Annotated in this window: 11 protein-coding genes; 4 read left to right on the top strand and 7 right to left on the bottom strand. The window is 35.6% G+C overall.

Going from position 1 to position 19,347, the window contains the following annotated elements; genetic code table 11:
• The first annotated feature begins 3 nt into the window (after positions 1-3).
• The 3 genes from galK to GOQ17_RS05840 all read left to right on the top strand — a co-directional run bounded on the left by galK (position 4) and on the right by GOQ17_RS05840 (position 3,934).
• Positions 4-1,161: a galactokinase gene (galK, locus tag GOQ17_RS05850; protein WP_159636187.1), complete on the top strand. Its 1,158-nt coding sequence runs from the start codon at positions 4-6 to the stop codon at positions 1,159-1,161.
• 34 nt (positions 1,162-1,195) lie between these two features.
• Entirely contained in the window at positions 1,196-2,872 is a 1,677-nt protein-coding gene (locus tag GOQ17_RS05845) for a sodium/sugar symporter (RefSeq protein ID WP_201288554.1), read from the top strand.
• Between the two features lie 81 nt (positions 2,873-2,953).
• On the top strand, positions 2,954-3,934 hold the full coding sequence (locus tag GOQ17_RS05840; RefSeq protein ID WP_159636184.1) for an acyl transferase: 981 nt from the start codon (positions 2,954-2,956) through the stop codon (positions 3,932-3,934).
• Between the two features lie 55 nt (positions 3,935-3,989).
• Here the strand turns inward: GOQ17_RS05840 and GOQ17_RS05835 are convergent, their stop codons facing one another.
• The 7 genes from GOQ17_RS05835 to GOQ17_RS05805 all read right to left on the bottom strand — a co-directional run bounded on the left by GOQ17_RS05835 (position 3,990) and on the right by GOQ17_RS05805 (position 14,629).
• Positions 3,990-4,460: a hypothetical protein gene (locus tag GOQ17_RS05835; protein ID WP_159636182.1), complete on the bottom strand. Its 471-nt coding sequence runs from the start codon at positions 4,458-4,460 to the stop codon at positions 3,990-3,992.
• Between the two features lie 241 nt (positions 4,461-4,701).
• Positions 4,702-5,958 (bottom strand): DUF4843 domain-containing protein, encoded by a 1,257-nt coding sequence (locus tag GOQ17_RS05830; protein WP_159636179.1) that lies wholly within the window; start codon positions 5,956-5,958, stop codon positions 4,702-4,704.
• A 13-nt stretch (positions 5,959-5,971) separates the two neighbouring features.
• Positions 5,972-6,178: a hypothetical protein gene (locus GOQ17_RS05825; RefSeq protein ID WP_159636177.1), complete on the bottom strand. Its 207-nt coding sequence runs from the start codon at positions 6,176-6,178 to the stop codon at positions 5,972-5,974.
• Entirely contained in the window at positions 6,159-7,523 is a 1,365-nt protein-coding gene (locus tag GOQ17_RS05820) for a RagB/SusD family nutrient uptake outer membrane protein (RefSeq protein ID WP_159636174.1), read from the bottom strand. Before GOQ17_RS05820 ends, GOQ17_RS05825 begins: the two co-directional genes overlap by 20 nt.
• Position 7,524: 1 nt before the next feature.
• On the bottom strand, positions 7,525-10,875 hold the full coding sequence (locus GOQ17_RS05815) for a SusC/RagA family TonB-linked outer membrane protein (protein ID WP_159636171.1): 3,351 nt from the start codon (positions 10,873-10,875) through the stop codon (positions 7,525-7,527).
• A gap of 3 nt (positions 10,876-10,878) precedes the next feature.
• Positions 10,879-13,128, bottom strand: a complete 2,250-nt coding sequence (locus tag GOQ17_RS05810; RefSeq protein ID WP_159636168.1) for a S9 family peptidase — start codon at positions 13,126-13,128, stop codon at positions 10,879-10,881.
• A complete protein-coding gene (locus GOQ17_RS05805; protein WP_236537077.1) occupies positions 13,115-14,629 on the bottom strand; it encodes a S8 family serine peptidase in 1,515 nt (504 codons plus the stop codon). The genes GOQ17_RS05810 and GOQ17_RS05805 overlap by 14 nt, the downstream gene beginning before the upstream one ends.
• Before the next feature lie 290 nt (positions 14,630-14,919).
• On the opposite strand from GOQ17_RS05805, the gene dnaE reads away from it, so the two are divergent.
• On the top strand, positions 14,920-19,338 hold the full coding sequence (gene dnaE / locus GOQ17_RS05800; protein WP_159636162.1) for a DNA polymerase III subunit alpha: 4,419 nt from the start codon (positions 14,920-14,922) through the stop codon (positions 19,336-19,338).
• Positions 19,339-19,347: the final 9 nt, after the last annotated feature.

Genomic DNA, 19,347 nt, shown 5'->3' with positions numbered 1-19,347 from the left:
ATCATGAGTTTAGTTAAACAAATTAAAGACACATTTCTACAAGTCTTTAATAGTGATCCACAAATTATAGCAAAGTCACCAGGAAGAATAAATGTTATTGGTGAGCATACGGATTATAATAATGGTTTTGTTCTCCCAGCAGCAATTGATAAAGGTGTATACATTGGTCTTTCAGCACGTGAAGATGATCAAATTGAACTATTTTCAATTGATTACAATGAGAAATACACTACCGACACAACATCATTAATTTTTGGAAAAGAATTGTGGACAAATTATATTTTGGGTGTAACACGTATTCTTTCTAAACAAACAGATGCCATTAAAGGATACAACTTAGTGGTAGTGGGCGATGTTCCATTGGGATCTGGTTTATCATCTTCAGCAGCTTTAACTTGTGCCACATCCTTCTCGCTAGGTAAATTGTTCAATCTTAATTTAAGTAAATTAGACATTGCAAAAATTGGTCAACAAACAGAGCATGAAGCTGTAGGAGTACGTTGTGGTATTATGGATCAATTTGCTTCAGTTTTTGGCCAAGACAATAGCTTAATAAAACTTGATTGTCGAAGTTTGGAGTATGAATATATTCCTATTCAATTAGAAGGTTATGAAATCTTACTTCTAAATACCAATGTAAAACATTCATTAGCCTCATCAGCATACAATAAAAGACGCGAATCGTGTGAAGCAGCAGTAGCACTTGTTAAAGAAAAATATGACGAGGTTGATTCATTACGAGATGTTACACTAGCACAACTGGATGAATTAGTAAAACCTGTAAATGAAGAATACTACCAAAAAGCAAGATTTGTTATACAAGAAAACGAACGACTTTTGAAAGCTACTGAAGCCCTGAAAGCCAACAATATAACAACTTTGGGGAAATTGTTATATCAAGCACATTGGGCTTTAAGCAAGGAGTATGAAGTTAGTTGTGAAGAATTAGATTTTCTTGTTGATACAGTTTCAACATATCCCGAAGTAGCTGGCGCACGCATGATGGGCGGAGGTTTTGGAGGATGTACGATTAATATAGTACAAAAAGGAAAAAGCAAAGCTGTAATAGAAAAATTAACAGATTTGTATTTTAACAAATTTAGTTTAAATTTAATTCCAATTGAGGTTTCTATTTCAAATGGAACACATGAGATTTATTAATCACCCTAAACATTTATAACCAATAAAACAAATTATGCAAATTCAAGATTACATTGTATTTTTCGTCTACTTTATTATTGTAGCGGGATATGGATTATATATTTATTATAAGAAAAAATCCGCTGTACAAGATTCAAAAGACTATTTTTTAGCTGAAGGTTCATTAACATGGTGGGCTATTGGAGCCTCTTTGATTGCTTCTAACATTTCTGCTGAGCAATTTATCGGAATGAGTGGATCTGGATATACCGTAGGACTTGCTATTGCCGCCTACGAGTGGATGGCTGCTGTTACGCTGATTGTTGTTGCCATATTCTTTATGCCTGTATATCTTAAAAATAAGATATTTACCATGCCTCAGTTTTTACATCAACGCTATAATGGTACGGTAGCAATGATTATGGCTGTATTTTGGTTGATGCTTTATATCGTAGTGAATTTGATGTCCATTCTATTCTTGGGGGCAGTAGCTATTGCGGGAATATCAGGTATAGATGTCAGCACATGTATAATATTACTGTCGATTTTTGCTATTGTCATTACACTAGGTGGTATGAAAGTGATTGGTTACACTGACGTAATTCAAGTATTAGTATTAGTAATAGGAGGTTTCGTAGCTACTTATATTGCTTTGGATATCGTTTCAGAAGGTCAAGGATTTTTCAAAGGATTAACAAACTTACAATCTGGTGCCTCAGAACACTTTGATATGATTTTTACAACTGACAAAGATGGTTATATGGATCTACCTGGTATCAGTGTATTAATTGGTGGTTTATGGATTGCGAATTTAAGTTATTGGGGATGTAATCAATACATTACACAACGCGCACTCGGTGCATCATTAGATACAGCGCGTAATGGTTTATTGTTTGCAGCATTCTTAAAAATGTTAATGCCTCTAATCGTTGTTATCCCTGGTATTGCAGTATACTATATTATCAAAAATGATATGGGCGCTATACATCCTGATTTACTATTAACTAGTAGTGGAACAACAGATCCAAATAAGGCGTACTCAGCATTACTCACTTTGTTACCTACAGGTCTTAAAGGTTTATCATTTGCAGCACTAACAGCAGCAATAGTGGCTTCATTAGCGGGTAAAGCAAATAGTATCGCTACAATTTTTACGTTAGATATTTATAAAAAGGCTATAAATAAAGAAGCTAGCGAAACCAAATTAGTAAATGTAGGAAAAATTTCTGTTGTAGTTTCCATGTTATTAGGAACCATACTTGCTCTAGTTGTAGGTAATGCATTAATGGGCGAAGGTAAACAAGGTTTCCAATATATACAGGAATATACAGGATTTGTATCACCAGGTATTTTTGCCATGTTTATCTTAGGATTCTTTTGGAAAAAAACAACTTCAAATGCAGCATTATTTGCAACAATTGGTGGTTTTGTATTCTCTGTCTTATTGAAATTCTCTGGTCAATTAATGGATTTAGAATTTTTATCGGTAATCAACTTCGCTATTCCAAATGCGCAAGGAGTTTATGAAATTCCTTTTATGGATAGGATGACCTTAGTTTTCCTATTCTGTGTGATTGGTATGGTTATAATAAGTTTATATGAAAATGCAAAAGGTGTAGTTCCTAAGGGCTTAGAAATAGACACAAGAATGTTTAGAATGACTCCAACATTTTTAGTTTTATCACTATTAATTATCGGATTAACAGCAGCATTGTATATTGCTTTCTGGTAAGCCTATTACTATAACATAAATAAAACGATTGGAAGCGTCTCAAAAATTTGAGACGCTTTTTTTATATGTATATTTGCATACATGATAGCTAAAGAAAACGTTTTTTCTATTAAGAATGAAGATGAATTCAACCAAATGGCTTTAGAAATTTTCAAATATCAATTTGAAAACAATAAAGTATATCAGCAATATGTACAAAACCTACATATTAATACTTCCACTATCATTCATTATACCCAAATTCCATTTTTACCTATACAGTTCTTTAAAACACAACGTGTCGCGACAGTAGAATGTAAACCTCAAATTACCTTCTCAAGTTCTGGAACTACAGGAATGACTAATAGTGAACATCATGTTTTCGACTTGGGTTGGTATGAAATGAGCTTTCGTAAAGCTTTTAAACAATTTTATGGAGATATAGAAGATATTGCATTCTTAGCACTTCTACCTTCTTATCTTGAACGAGAAGGTTCTTCTTTGATCTATATGGTAGATGATTTAATCAAATCATCACAACATTCCGAAAGTAATTACTTTCTATACAACCACAACGATTTATTTATGACTTTGCAACAATTGCAAAATAAAAGGACAAAAACGATATTAATAGGTGTTACTTATGCTCTTTTGGATTTTGCAGAAAAATATAAAATCGATTTTCCTGAATTAATAGTCATGGAAACAGGAGGTATGAAAGGAAAACGTAAAGAAATGATTCGCGAAGAATTACATCAAATTCTATGTAATGGCTTTGGTGTAGCAACTATTCATTCCGAATATGGTATGACGGAATTATTATCACAAGGTTATTCTAAAGGTCAAGGACTTTTTAATTCTCCTAATTGGATGAAAATACTAATTAGAGACACAAATGATCCATTATCATTACTTCAAAATAGTAATACAGGAGCCATAAACATTATCGATTTAGCCAATATACATTCTTGCGCATTTATCGCAACGCAGGATTTAGGTAAAATACATATAGATCAGTCTTTTGAAATATTAGGTAGGTTTGATAATGCAGATATACGAGGTTGTAATCTATTAATACAATAAAGCTGATTGACAAAAAACACAATCAGCTCATCCTTAATAAATTAATTAAGATAAACTATTCTTTTGTAAAACTCATATTATAAGTTTTATTATCTGATTTAAGTTTCATATCTGCAGAAAATTGCGTGTATGCATGATTTAGGTTCATTATATAATAATGAGCAAAGTTCGTTTTAAGAGTTAGTATATGTGGATCAGGAAATTGCTCATACCCCCAAGTTACACTTGTGACATTATATGCATAATTACCTTTATATTGTCCTAAAATTTCAATTAATCCACCCTGAAATATTACACCAGTAATAGGTGAATCTTGTACTTTAAGTACTACTTCTCCTGTTTTTTCTCCTTTTTCATTTCTCAAAATTTCAGAGTAACTTTTGACTTTCCAAGATGTACCATCTAAATCATTACTTATTTTAGTTTTAGCCTGAGATTCTGTAACATACTTTTCATTATCGTCACTACATGCAGCAGCAAACAACACAAACAAAAAAAGGGCAAATATTTTCGTTATAAATTTCATAATTTAATATTGAATTAATATAACAAAAGTATGTATTATAATTATATGATAAAAAGTAGCATGTAGGCATCAAACTACAATTTGAATTTTCGTATAAAGAAACACTTAGCAGTCGCAGAAAGAAATATAAAAATAAATTGGTAATTGAACTTTATACAATAATTAAAAAACCAATTATTTATAATACAAATGGCAAACGGAATCAATTCCATTTGCCATTTGAATCAAATAATTATACTGATTACTTAACTTTTGTAAAGTGGTAACGTAAAGGCATTGTTTTTAACACTGGAGTATCACCAAAAGTCTTATACATAGCATACGTATTTTGCAAAAAATCTGTAGGTTCGTAGTCACGGATCGTAACTTCTAAAATTTCTTCTCCATCCGTATTTGTGAACACTCTGAAACCAACTTCAGCTTCGCGTTCTGTAGTTGTTGTTGCAGAGAAGTTTACGTTTACTAATGATTTTACCAATAACATTTGAACTCTTGCAGGCGGGAAACTTGCTACTTCTTGAAGTACCTCAGTTGCCTCGCCTAAAGTTACCAATGTGGAAGTTTTGAAATAATTTTTCAAAACACCTGTCATTGATACCGTAATACCATTTTGATCAAATGTTAATTTATCTGTAGGCGTGTTGTTAGTTGGTAATAAAGCCAAATCATCACCTGTCCAACCACCATTCATTTTCCACCATTCAAGGTTTGACATAGTTTTGTATGCCCATTGACCAATCATTTTATCGTAGATGTTTCCGAAAATACCAATGTTTGCTTTGTCGTAGTTACCTGGTTTCAAGATGAAAGGAACTTGTTTTAATTTTAAAATTACCTGATCCTTATTATTCTCTTGTTTAATAAGGTTCAATTTAATTGTTCCTTTATTCTGACCGCTAGCAACAGTAATTACTTTGCTACCTGCGAATTCAAAATGCACACCTTCTACTGCTGTCGATGATGGGTCAACTTCCACTTCGAAAGACAAATCTTGTTCTGCTGTGTACGATCCTGTGATTTTGCTCAATTGGAAAGTTACATCTACAGAAGCTGTCATAATATAATTTGACTTATCAAATGTATATAACACAGCGTCATTAAGGTCAGATGATAACGATGCTTTTGCCAATCCAAGTGTACCAAAATTAATTGGTGAAAGATTAACTTCAAAAGCTGCTTCGTCACTTAAGTCTTTCAAGAAAGTAACTACCACTGTTGCTTCTGTAGCTCCTTGCTCGAACGTAAACTGATCTGCTGAAAGCGTGTAATCAACACCTTCTACCAAACCGCCAGCAACAGTAAAGTCTACATTTTGTGCGCTTGTTGAAGGAACTGTGGATACCAATTTCAAAGTAGTCTGGTTGTTTAAATCAAGTTTAAGAATTCCGTTTGCAAAAGCCACTACAGGCAATTGAACACTTTCATCTTTCGAGCAGGAAGCAAAAAATGTCGCTACGGCTACAAATGCCATAATAATGGCTGAAAATTTAGTTTTCATAGTTATTAATTAATTATAGTTTATTGTATTCTTCACGTTGTTGATTTACCAAATCTCTTTCTGCAGCTGATATTAAAGTTGGCGGAGGAATCACATATTGTCTAATAAATGCTTGCGAATGCGGTGGTACTTCATTCGGTTTTTCACATGCTGCTACTGTCACAAAAACTGCAAAGACAGCTAAAATTTTATATGTTTTATTAAAATTCATATCCTTCATTTTGAATAAGTCCTGGAGTCAATTCAATATCAGTGCGAGGTAAGGGGAATGTGTACATAAATTTCTTTGTCGTGTACTTTAATCCATTGTTAGACACCCAAAATTCGGGTCTACCATTACGTTTTAACTCATAAAAACGGTCACCTTCTGCGTGAAGCTCTTTTCTTCTTTCATTCAGAATCGTGGCCATTAGTGGAGATAAAGCTTTGCCATTCACATCCATTTGAATTATCCCAGAAGTAGTCTCGTTTGGTAGCGATGCTAAAGTATAAGGTGTGAAATGGATCAAGCGTTTTTCACGCAGGTGATTAATCCATTTTAAAGCTGATTCCGAATTATTTAAATGTGCATTAGCTTCTGCCAACATCAATACAAATTCAGCGGAACGTACCTTGCCCACTAGTAATTTTTGATTGATACGCTTGTTATTCGTAGTTAGCACAAAGCGAATATCATTATATTCATCTTGGAAAGAATCGACAAACTCTTTGCTCAATGGTCTTTGCTTGATGATCGATTGGCTATTCGCAAATGAGATCGCGGTAGTAAAAGAATACAGATATGAGCGAATTAAGACATTTCCAACCTTATTATTAGTTGATTGAATCATGGAAAGGTATTCAGCACCTCGTACCAAAGGATAGTCTTTTACAATCTCTTCAGAAAGTGTTATTACTTTATCCCATTGCTTAGTCCAAAAGAAATATTTTGCATAATATGCTTTTACCACATCATGCGTATAGCGATAAATCTCATCCGATAACTGATAGGTTAAGGCTTTCTCAAAATCACTTTCAATAAGCGCTTTCACTGCTCCATAAGAAGCACGTACAGGGCGTTCTTCCATGTCAAAATCGACCACAATTGGCACGCCCAATTGTGCATCATCCGCAAATGGTTCGCAAAAATCACGAAGCAAGTGATAATAGGCAATCGCACGCATTGCATAGGCTGTACCCATTACAGTCTTTTCCTCAGCAGATTGCTGCGAAGGTAGATTATTTATGATAATATTCGCGTCGCGAATTACTTCGTACAATCTTTGGTATCTCGATTGTTTGTTATTCAAAGAACCGCCAATATACATTTGCAATGTACTACCTCCCGACAACGTCAATGTCGCATTGAAATTGTCCGTAATAGACTCCATAGTGACTAAATCAGAGGAACTTTCAAGCAAAACATGATCCTCTCCGTTGTCAATACTATTTAAATGCCTGTGAAGAATAGATGAGAATTCTTCTGAAGTTTTTGGAATAGCTTTGCCATAGGTTTTGACTTCCAGATAGTTGTCACAGCTGCTAAATAGCAGCAATGAAAAAGCTATTGCGTATATTTTTTTCATATTATAAACCAATATTAAGACCAAATGAAAACGAACGTGTCAGTGGATAAACGGCTCCTGGTGTTTCAGGATCTATACCATCGTAATTCGTGATTGTAAATAGATTTGATGTCGAAAAATTAAATCCCATACTGCTTAATCTCATCTTTTTCACGAGCTCCTCACTCAGAGAATAACCGATATGAATCGACCCAACACGCAAATAAGAGATGTCTTTCAACATTGACGCACGTGTAATTGTACTCAACGTTGGATTTGTCAGATGGAAACCCAAAGGTGCCGCGTAATGATCAATTAATCTCGGATAATCCGAAACAATAGGGTTATCATGGAACCATACCTGTGTGCGATCTTTCGGTACATTTAGGTGATGTAAGTACAAATCATTGTAACTCGTAGGAATTGGTTCACGCGTGTCTGAGGAGGATGTAGAGATCGAGCCATAATTCGTTTGTGGTTTGACTTCATCTATTATCTTACTGTTCAAAGTGAAATTACCACCAATAGACGCTGTCCATCGTTTGTAGCTAACAGATGTACTAAAACCACCAGAAATAGGCGCATCCGAAGTGCCTACATAAAAAACATAGTTAGCTGCGTCACGTAAATCTGCATTAGAAGTAATGACTGCATCTGGACGCAATTGATACGTATAGATTCCTGTTGCTGGGTCAATACCAATCACTTTTCCTGTAAAGATACTATTCAATGGATAGCCTTCTTGTTGACCAGCAGAAGTATTTGCAGTTCCTGTGGGTGTAGAGAATTTCAGTAATTTATTACGGTTGTGCGCTGCATTTACCGAAGCTGACCAGCTGAATTCTTTACTTTTTATAAGTTGTCCCTGCAATGAGAATTCTATACCAGAGTTATGAACTTTTGATGTATTAAATCGTTGTGATGTAAATCCCGTAGTTGACGGTACAGCTAATTCAGTCACCAAATCTGTGCTGGTACGTGTGTAATATTCCACTAAACCACTTAATCTATTCTTAAATAAGCCAAAATCTGCTGCGATTTTATAATCTTGTGTTTTTTCCCAACGCAAATTTTTATTTGGGGCATTACCAATTACACCTATTCTGTAATAATCCTCGTATGTTTTACGGAAGTACATCAAGTAATCCATAATTAATTGAGGATAAACATAACGATTGACATTACCTGTATAACCCGTAGCGGCTTTTAGCGTAAATCGGTTTACAACTTCTTTAATCGGGGCAAAGAAATTTTCTTCATCTACATTCCACGAAAGCCCTGCCGACCAAGTTGGGTTAAACTGTTGATCTGAACCAAAATTATTAGAACCGTCTGTCCTACCTGTCAAACTAAACGTATACTTACGTCCATAGTTGTAATCAGCAGAAAAGTAAAACGAAGCAAAAGCATCCTCTGTACGCGTTTGCCCGGATAAACCATCAACAATAGCTGCATAATTCACTAACTCATTGTAATCAATTAGATCATTACCTTTTGGTGGTACTGGCATAGCGGCATTTCCGGTTACTTCATCATAACCATAGCGTTTAGAAATTACAGATTTTGCACGTTGTGATCGGATTTCTGAACCAACTAAAGCCGAAATACGGTTGTTGCCTTTCAAGAAGTTTCCAATTTCAAACTGTCCGCGCAACATGTAACTGTTATTCAATGACGATGCTTGTGTAATTGAAGCGTATGTACGCGTAGACATATACCCATCAAAACTCAGCCGATCGCGAAAAGCTGCATTCGAAGCTTTACCATTTATATTGTCCGATTGATTATTGGTGTAGGAATACGATCCCATTCCAGAGAAAGACAATAAATTGGAAATCTTATAGCGCAAATTGGAAGTAACTGTACCCGAATAATTGTTGGCTACACTATTCGTTTCGTTGACCTCACGTAAAATATTATACCCATTAGGTGGTGTGAAAATGTCATAACCTCCTCCATTGGCTTCTTTCAAACTATAGAAAGTGCGGTCCGCACGATAAGTACCATCGGCATTGTACGGGCGTTCGTAAGGATTTGCAAAATAAGCGTATCGAAACATATTCTCATTTGCAGCTGGAGCTTTTGATGTTTGTGATGTTAAATCCAAATTAATTCCTATCTGCAATCTATCATTGGGAGTCAGATCAATTTTGGAAGATACATTGTAACGATCATGTAAGGTGCGTTGAACCAAACCATTATTATTTCCATATCCTCCCGAAATATAATATCTACTACGTTCATTACCTCCCGAAAAACTGATGTTATGGCTTTGAGACCAAGAATTTTGAAACAATTCATCAAACCAATCTGTAGTGTTTAGAGTTGCATCTTGGAGAATAGCCTCTTGCTGATCCGAAGTAAGACCTGCAAATTCGCCAACACCTCCACGAACTAAACCAACCAGTCCTAATTTGGGAAAATGTGTATTATTCAAAAATCCCTCTTTGGAATATCTATCCCACAATTCTTTTTCCCAAGCTATTTTTTCAGCGGAATTCATCAAACCCAACGAACGTTGAGGTTTTGCATTCATCGAAAAATAGTTGGAGTAGTTTGTTTGCATCCGACCAGCTTTTCCACGCTTGGTAGTCACAACAATTACCCCACCAGCAGCACGAGAACCATAGATTGCCGCTGCCGAAGCGTCTTTCAATACGGTTACGCTTTCTATATCATTCGCATTAATTCCGGCGATTCCACCTGAGAAGATCCCATTAAAATCCCCAGCTTTTATTTGTGCAGAACTAATTGTAGGAATATCTTTTTGCAAAGGAACTCCGTCTACTACCCATAATGGTTCTGCATTTCCAGTGATCGTGTTTGTACCACGGATACGGATTTGTGCAGATTCACCAGGGCGTCCAGATAGTGATTTAACACTCAAACCCGCGACTTTACCCTGAAGAAGCTTATCCACATTGAACAGTGGCTGATCCTTTAACAATTCTCCATCAACAACAGCTACTGATCCCGTAGTACGTCTTGTTGTAGTTTGGTTGTAGCCCGTAACTACGACTTCTCCAACATTGATATCGTAAGATTGCAGTCGAATGCGGAATGGCTTTTCATTCTGCGCAACAAATTCTTGGGTTATCATGGTAATAAATGAAACCTTGAATTTGTCTCCTTTTACGGTTGCTGCTTCGAAATAGCCATCGCTATTTGTCATTACTTGTTTTCCATTACCTAGCGTAATGGTCGCTCCGCCTATAGGATTATTATACTCATCCGTGACATAACCAGAAACTTTAAGCTGCTGATTGGCAGACTGCGCATAAATACCTGTAGGAGTGAACGTTAATGACGCTCCTAATGCTGGTAATAACCAAAACTTAGGTATAAGAAATTTGTACTTAAATTTTCTTAACATTATTTATTTTAGGTGTAATAAAAAATAATTTGCTATTAAAGATTGGTAATACCAATCGCCTAAACCATGATCCTTTCCAGGCAAAACCATCATATCAAAAAACTTATTGGCTTTGATCAACGCATTTGCTAAGCGAAAAGTATGTGCAGGATGCACATTTGTATCTACGTCGCCAGTGATAAGCAACAATTTTCCTTTCAGATTAGGCGCTAATTCGATTGCCGTCGGAATGTAGTTTGGCTTATTCGTTGTATTTAGACCATGATAGGTTTCTCCCCACCATTGGGTGTAGATATTTGGATCATAATTGCCAGATGCTGCAACCCCGACCTTGTAAAACTCAGGATAAGTCATCATAGCTGTAGCTGTCATAAAACCACCACCTGAGTGTCCGAATATGCCGATTTTATTCAAATCTATATAAGATCTGCTTTTTGCCAAGTACTCTATTGCGTTCTTATTATCCGCTAATGGATAATCGCGCATATTGCCATAGCTATAACTATGAAACTTAAGTCCTCTATACGGAGAAGAACCACGTGATGGAACTTGTAACACTAAGAAACCTAAATCAGCAAAAGATTGATGGTAATTATCATCTATCGTAAAAGACTGCGGTACAAAATCATCTTGAGGACCAGGATATACCGAAGTAATTAATGGATACTTTTTATGGGAATCAAAATCAGCTGGTTTATATAATAGTCCATATAAAAATGTAGAATCATCTGTTGCTTTAAGTTGAAGAAGTTCTGGAGCCTTCCATCCTATAGACTCTAACTTAGAAATATTCGCTTCCCCAATTTCCGCAACTAATTTCCCTTTAAGATTACGTATAGTGTATTTATTTGGATTAGTAATTGTAGAATATGTATTCAACAAATACTTTCGATCAGATGATATATTTATTTGATTATCTGAAAATTCTGGAGTTAATAAAAACCCTAATTCATTATCTAAATATGTGCGAAGATATTGTTTGTAATATGGATTAATACCCTTTGAATACCCATACACTTCAAATATTAACTCACGCTTATTTGTATCTACATCAACAATTTTACTTACAACATATTCTCCTTTGGGACCAACTTTATTCAATAATTTCCCTTCAAAATTGTAGTGATAATATTGTCCATAACCTGACCTTTCTGACCAAAAAAGTATATCCTTATCGTCATTGAATACATTTACAGTAAACAATTGCTCATTGATATGTGGTAAAGTAGTATCTGAAATTATAACTTTCACCTCTCCAATATCATAATCCAACCGGCACAACTCAACTTTTTCATTGGAACGTGTACGTCTTAAGAAAAATGTATACTTCGAATTGGATCCAATTCTATCTGCGAAAAGTTGTGTTCTCCCATTTACTAATTGTCCTGGTTGGATAACTCGTTGATCCTTATTCTCCAACATTTTAACTGTTTTTAAGGATAGATCTTTAGTATTCCAAATTTTGACATCAACACCAACTACTGTCGAATCCCCTGGCATGGGAAATTTATATGTTCGTAAAGTTGGCTTTGGGTTATTGAGACTATTGATTACAGCCATTTCATCAATATGTCGCTTATCCTCTCTCCAGGCAATTACCTTATCACCAACCCAAACTGCACTTGTGCTCACACTTTTATTGGTATCAACAGTTGCTGAATTATTATAATTGTAGGAGAAATGAAACTGCCCATCAGAGGTAAGCTTATACTCCTTATTTGTATAATTATCAAAAAGATAAAGCTGATAACCTCTACCAAAAATATATTTAGAACTATCTGCATTATATTTTTTCCAATGCTCACCTGCATTATACTTTTTACTAACTATTTTGGATTTACTTTCTTCTACTGTTCGATCCAAAGACTTATTCTTTATGTAATAAGTATAGTTATGTCCATTGACTCTAAATGACACATATCGTTGCGCATCATCAATAGAATAACTATATAAATTCCATTTATCAATTATATCTTGAGAATCAAATTTTCCATTTAATAGTAAATCCTTTAAAGCGCGTTCAGTAACTATGGCAGCTTTTTTACCATTATTAAGATCTATACGATATAGAAACTTTTCGCCATTTTCTGACCATAAATAATATGCAGAATTTTTAGACCAAGTTATATTAACACTATTATTCTCAATGAGATTACTCGCAGAAGAATATTTAGATTTTACAGGAAGTGACTGGGCATAGATAGAAATATACCCTAACAACAGTAGTAGAATTAAAATACTATTTCTGATCATATTCTTTAGCAATTAGTAAAGCTTGGTAAGCATCAACTATACCTGCAGTAACGGCATATGGTGTTAAAGCCATAACATTATTTTTAGCTGCGGATTTCTTTAAAATCTCCACTACTTGATAAGCTTTTAACTCTGGATAAGCTCCCCAAATCAGTGCTGCTACACCAGAAACTATGGGAGCGGCAAATGAAGTACCGTTCGCAGTTTTGTAATTGTTAAAAGTAGCTGTTGAAGTAACATTTTCTCCTGGCGCAAAGAAATCCACAGTTCCTGAGCCAAAATTTGAAAACTTTGCTTTTTTACCATCACTCGTAGACGCTCCAATACGCAAATAAGAATTGTACTTATCTTTTATTTTGGAAGGCCTAATTGGATAACAATTTATTGTATCTAAGTTTCTGTTATCATTGCCCGCTGCTTGTACGATAATAACATTTTTCTTCATCGCATACGCTAATGCATCCGTTACCCATTCGCTATTTGGAGAATAATATTTCCCAAAGCTCATATTAATAATATTTGCTCCATTATCTACAGCAAAGCGGATGGCCAAAGCAATATCCTTATCAAATTCATCGCCGTCAGGAACAGCACGCAATCCCATCAATTTGGCATTATCTGCCACACCGTTGATGCCAATTTCATTCTTGCGATTAGCCGCTATCAACCCACCGACAAATGTTCCATGAAAGCTATTTGAATCGATAAGTATTGGATTTCCATAATTCTTATCACGTAAGGACTTGATATTGTCACCAATATCGAATCTTGGGTTAGATTGATCATCTAAACTTTTAATGCGCTTTTGTGCGGTTTTGAATTCTTCAACTTGATGTGCATATAAATCTGTCCATTTCGTTGTTTCAGCATAACGAAAGGATGAACGCTTTGCTGCCTCAATATATTCTTGCGTTACCGAATCCGTTGATTTTAAATTAGCCAATTCCTTTATTGACAAGCATTGCTCATCTAATCCTTGCGCTTTAATCGTTGAATCTGTCAGACGAAAAGCTTCATAGGTTAATTTGATTATTGGAAAGAAATTAAGATAGCCTTGAATTTTTGCATCTTTCTTTACTTGTAAGAAGTAATTGAATTCTGCAATATCTTTCTTTTTTTTCCAATCCGACAATTGTGTGTTTTCATACTTAGGACGAAGTCTTTTGTATTCACGAAAAGCTTCAGTTCCTACTTTAGATATAAGTTTGTTATCTGCAGTTCCAAGAAAATTCCACCCATGTACGGCAGTGTCTTTACGTTTTACTGATCTTTGATTGATCCATAAATTATCTTTTAAATCTTCGTGATTCGTATCAAGGTCACCATCAATAACAGCAACAACAATTGGCTTTAAGCTAATGTTTTGATTTTTTAAGTAATTGTAAGCTTGAATTGTGTTTACACCATAGTATCCTTGAGAAGAATTTTGATGATGCCAATGAATAGGTAAATTAACCTGCTGTGCGAAAGTTGATGCTGTAAAAAAAATCACCTGCACCATAAAAAATATTTTCAAAAAACGCATAATACCGCGAAAATATGTTAAATAATGCAGATATAAAAAAGCAAAACAGCAAAATAACGCATTTGTTACTTTATTAAGTAATGAATATACATCACTAACAATTCACTATCAGCTTTTGCCTCATCGAAAATATTAGAAGTAATTTTATTAATATTTCACTAAAATAATTGAATAACAAATCATAACCTTTGCCTATTGAAATTATACTATAAAAAGCACATAAGTTTGAGTATTTTTGTTTGAATAAGCGAGGAAGAGAGAGACATATGTACATAATATTTGATACCGAGACCACGGGTTTACCAAAACGTTGGGACGCACCTATCACAGACACAGATAATTGGCCTAGATGTATTCAGATAGCATGGCAGTTGCATGATGCTATGGGCAATCTAATCGAACATCAGGATTATCTAATCAAGCCTGATGGGTTCAATATTCCATTCGATTCGGAGAAAATCCACGGTATTTCGACAGAATTAGCAACAGAGCAAGGTGTTCCTTTACAAGAAGTATTGGTAAAATTCAATGAAGTTTTGGCTAAAGCTAAATTTGTAGTCGGTCAAAACATTGGTTTCGACCTAAATATTATGGGCTGCGAATTTTACAGATATGGTGTAAACTCTCCAATGTCCGATATGCCAGTTTTGGATACATGTACAGAAGTTACCGCTGATTTATTGAAGCTGCCAGGTGGTCGTGGCGGTAGATATAAATTACCTAATCTTACCGAACTTCACTCCTATTTATTTGGCGTGCCATTTGCCGAAGCGCACAATGCAACAGCCGATGTGGAAGCAACTACACGTTGTTTCTTCGAATTAGTTCGTCGTGAAGTATTTACTCAAGAAGAACTTCAGGTAGACACTGGTTATTTTATTGAATTCAAGCAAAATAACCCAACACAAATACCTACAGTTGGGTTAAAACACATTAATCTAAAAGCTGCTTCGGACGCTATCCGTAATAGAGATAAATCATCTTCGGTTGTAAAAATAGACTCTGAAAAATTAGAAGCCTTAGAACAAGCTTCTTTTGCTCATTTGCACAACCATTCCCAATTTTCTGTTTTACAGTCTACCATTTCCATTGGTGATTTGGTATCAGCTGCTGCAAAGAATAATATGCCAGCTGTTGCATTGACTGACCACGGAAACATGATGGGTGCTTTTCACTTTGTCAGCAGGGTTTTGGGTCACAATAAAGATATTGAAGCAAAAAATAAGGAAGCGATTGAAGCCGGCGAAGAACCGACAGGACAAATCATTAAGCCTATTGTAGGATGCGAATTTTATATCTGTGATGACAGAAAAGATAAAACACGTAAAGACAATGGTTATCAAGTTGTTTTCTTAGCGAAAAATAAAGCCGGATATCATAATTTGGCAAAAATGGCTTCTATAGCTTATACTGAAGGTTTTTATTATGTTCCGCGTATTGATAAAACTATTGTGGAGCAATACAAAGAAAACCTAATTGTTTTATCGGGAAATTTACAAGGGGAAATTCCAAGTAAAGTATTAAATATTGGTGAGAACCAAGCTGAGGAAGCATTGATTTGGTGGAAAAAACAGTTTGGTGAAGATTTCTACATGGAAATAATGCGTCATGGTCAAGAAGACGAAAATCGTGTAAATGAAACGCTGATATCTTTAGCTAAAAAACACAATGTCAAATTAGTTGCAACCAATAACACGTACTATGTTAATAAGGCTGACGCACATGCACATGATATTTTATTGTGTGTCAAAGATGGAGAGAAACTCTCTACTCCAGTAGGTCGCGGCAGAGGATTCCGCTTTGGAATGCCAAATCAAGAGTATTATTTCAAATCTTCCGAAGAAATGAAAAAGGCATTTGCGGATTTACCAGATGCCATTATCAATATTCAAGAAGTAATCGATAAAGTAGAAATCTATTCGCTTTTCCGCGATGTATTACTTCCAAAATTTGAAATTCCCGAAGAGTTCATTCACCCAGAAGATGATGTAGACGGTGGAAAAAGAGGTGAAAATGCATTCTTACGACACTTAACGTACGAAGGCGCAAAAAGAAGATACAAAGAATTAACGGATGAAATTACGGAGCGTTTAGATTTCGAATTGGCGACAATCGAGCGTACCGGATATCCTGGATATTTTTTAATTGTGCAGGATTTCATTGCCGAGGCACGACGAATGGGAGTTTCGGTAGGTCCTGGTCGTGGTTCAGCAGCAGGTTCAGCGGTAGCGTATTGTTTGGGGATTACAAACTTAGACCCAATCATGTACGACCTCCTTTTTGAGCGTTTCTTGAATCCCGACCGTGTATCCATGCCCGATATTGATATTGACTTTGATGATGAAGGACGTGGTCGTGTCATGCAATACGTAATTGACAAATACGGGGCTTCGCAGGTAGCCCAAATCATTACCTATGGTACAATGGCGGCAAAATCTTCCATCAAAGATACTGGACGTGTATTGGATTTGCCTTTGGCTGACACCAATGAAATAGCGAAGCTAATTCCCAACTTGAAGCTGAACAAAATCTTCAATATGGACGATAAAGCGCTGAAAGATGTGTTGCGTGCAGAAGAATTGGAAGCTGTCAATAAATTAAAATCTATGGCTGATGGTGCTGGTTTGGAAGCCGAAATTATCAAGCAGGCACGTGTATTGGAAGGATCTATGCGTAATACGGGAATTCACGCTTGTGGTGTGATTATTACACCTGATGATATTACGAATTTCGTACCCGTATCTTTAGCTAAAGACTCCGATCTATACGTCACACAATTTGACAACTCCGTCGTTGAAAGTGCTGGATTATTGAAAATGGACTTTTTAGGGTTGAAAACATTGACCCTAATCAAAGATACTGTAGCAAACGTTCGTTTACGTCATGGAATTGAACTCGACCCAGATAATTTCCCAATCGACGACGAACTGACTTATGAGCTTTTCCAACGTGGTGAAACTATCGGTGTATTCCAATACGAATCTCCTGGTATGCAGAAATACATGAAGGAATTAAAACCTACAGTTTTTGCCGATTTGATTGCGATGAACGCACTTTATCGTCCAGGACCTATGGAATATATTCCGTCGTTTATTAAGCGTAAACACGGAATTGAGCCTATCACCTACGATTTAGATGCTTGTGAAGAATACCTAAAAGAAACATACGGTATTACGGTTTATCAAGAACAGGTTATGCTTTTGTCCCAAAAATTGGCTGGTTTCTCCAAAGGTGATGCCGACGTATTGCGTAAAGCCATGGGTAAAAAGCAAAAAGCTGTCTTGGACAAAATGAAACCAAAGTTTGTGAATCAAGCTGCTGAAAAAGGCCACAATCCTAAAGTTTTAGAAAAAATTTGGACGGATTGGGAAGCTTTTGCGAGTTATGCCTTCAACAAATCTCACTCCACTTGTTATGCTTGGGTAGCGTATCAAACAGCCTATTTGAAAGCCCATTATCCGGCAGAATATATGGCTGCGGTTCTTTCAAACAATATGAATGATATCAAGCAAGTTACATTCTTTATGGAAGAATGTAAACGAATGGGATTAACTGTATTAGGTCCAGATGTCAATGAATCGCACTACAAATTTACAGTAAATGAAAGTGGTGCTATTCGCTTTGGAATTGGTGCTGTGAAAGGTGTTGGGGCCGGTGCAGTTGATACTATTGTACAAACACGAAGCGAAGGACCATACAAGTCAATTTTTGATTTTGCCAAACGTATTGATTTACGCGCAGCGAATAAAAAAGCTTTCGAATCATTGGCTTATGCTGGTGGTTTTGATGGATTTACCGATACGCATCGTGCTCAATACTTTTACAAAGACGGTGACAATACTACAGGTATTGAGAAAGCCGTTAAATTTGCACAGCGATTCAAAGAAAATGAAAGTTCGGCTCAAGCCTCTCTTTTTGGAGGTGGTGCGGCTACTGCATTGCCAGAGCCTGTCTTAGCACCATGTCAGCCTTGGGGTCTTATAGAAAAACTGAAATACGAAAAAGATGTAATTGGAATTTACCTTACCTCTCACCCACTCGACAATTACAAATTTGAGATAACACATTTTTGTCAAAACAGAGTTTCTGAATTACAACTGATTAATAAAGTCAAAGCTTCGGAAGTTGATGAAGAAGTCTTACTAGAATTTAATAAAATCAAAAACAAGGAAATTGTCATAGGAGGAATTATTGCCAATGTTGCACATCGTGTTTCCAAAGCGGGTAAGCCTTTTGGTTCTTTTATCATAGAAGATTATTCGGACTCTTACGATATAGCCGTTTTTGGTGAAGACTACGTGAAATTCAAGAGCTATTTAGAAGATGGCTATTTTGTTCAGATACGTGGATTGGTACAAGAACGTTTCCGTCAGGTCGGTAACTGGGGATTTGAACTAAAAAGTATACAATTACTTTCAGAATTAAGGGATAAATTTGCTAAGAATTTCACCATTCAAATCGCTCTACATCAACTCAATGATGATATGATTCATAAAATTCATGATTTGGTAGAATCAACAGTAACAGAAGGTGAAGTTGCAAACTGTTCGCTGAAATTTATGGTCGTGGATGTAAAAGAAAATATTGCGGTAGAAATGCCAGCCAAATCTAGAAAAATTAAAATAACCAACGAGTTATTGGAAACCATTGAAGAAATGGAAGGTGTAAAATATAAATTAAATTGATAGGGTATA

The organism is Sphingobacterium composti (assembly GCF_009829075.1).
GTDB lineage: Bacteria > Bacteroidota > Bacteroidia > Sphingobacteriales > Sphingobacteriaceae > Sphingobacterium > Sphingobacterium composti.
The sequence above is the reverse complement of the archived record's forward strand: the minus strand, read 5'-3'. Positions and strand labels throughout refer to the sequence as shown.

Excerpts from the sequence above, each read along its gene's own strand:
- galK (WP_159636187.1), top strand. The coding sequence starts at position 4 with ATGAGTTTAGTTAAACAAATTAAAGACACATTTCTACAAGTCTTTAAT.
- GOQ17_RS05845 (WP_201288554.1), top strand. The coding sequence starts at position 1,196 with ATGCAAATTCAAGATTACATTGTATTTTTCGTCTACTTTATTATTGTA.
- GOQ17_RS05840 (WP_159636184.1), top strand. The coding sequence starts at position 2,954 with ATGATAGCTAAAGAAAACGTTTTTTCTATTAAGAATGAAGATGAATTC.
- GOQ17_RS05835 (WP_159636182.1), bottom strand. The coding sequence starts at position 4,460 with ATGAAATTTATAACGAAAATATTTGCCCTTTTTTTGTTTGTGTTGTTT.
- GOQ17_RS05830 (WP_159636179.1), bottom strand. The coding sequence starts at position 5,958 with ATGAAAACTAAATTTTCAGCCATTATTATGGCATTTGTAGCCGTAGCG.
- GOQ17_RS05825 (WP_159636177.1), bottom strand. The coding sequence starts at position 6,178 with ATGAAGGATATGAATTTTAATAAAACATATAAAATTTTAGCTGTCTTT.
- GOQ17_RS05820 (WP_159636174.1), bottom strand. The coding sequence starts at position 7,523 with ATGAAAAAAATATACGCAATAGCTTTTTCATTGCTGCTATTTAGCAGC.
- GOQ17_RS05815 (WP_159636171.1), bottom strand. The coding sequence starts at position 10,875 with ATGTTAAGAAAATTTAAGTACAAATTTCTTATACCTAAGTTTTGGTTA.
- GOQ17_RS05810 (WP_159636168.1), bottom strand. The coding sequence starts at position 13,128 with ATGATCAGAAATAGTATTTTAATTCTACTACTGTTGTTAGGGTATATT.
- GOQ17_RS05805 (WP_236537077.1), bottom strand. The coding sequence starts at position 14,629 with ATGGTGCAGGTGATTTTTTTTACAGCATCAACTTTCGCACAGCAGGTT.
- dnaE (WP_159636162.1), top strand. The coding sequence starts at position 14,920 with ATGTACATAATATTTGATACCGAGACCACGGGTTTACCAAAACGTTGG.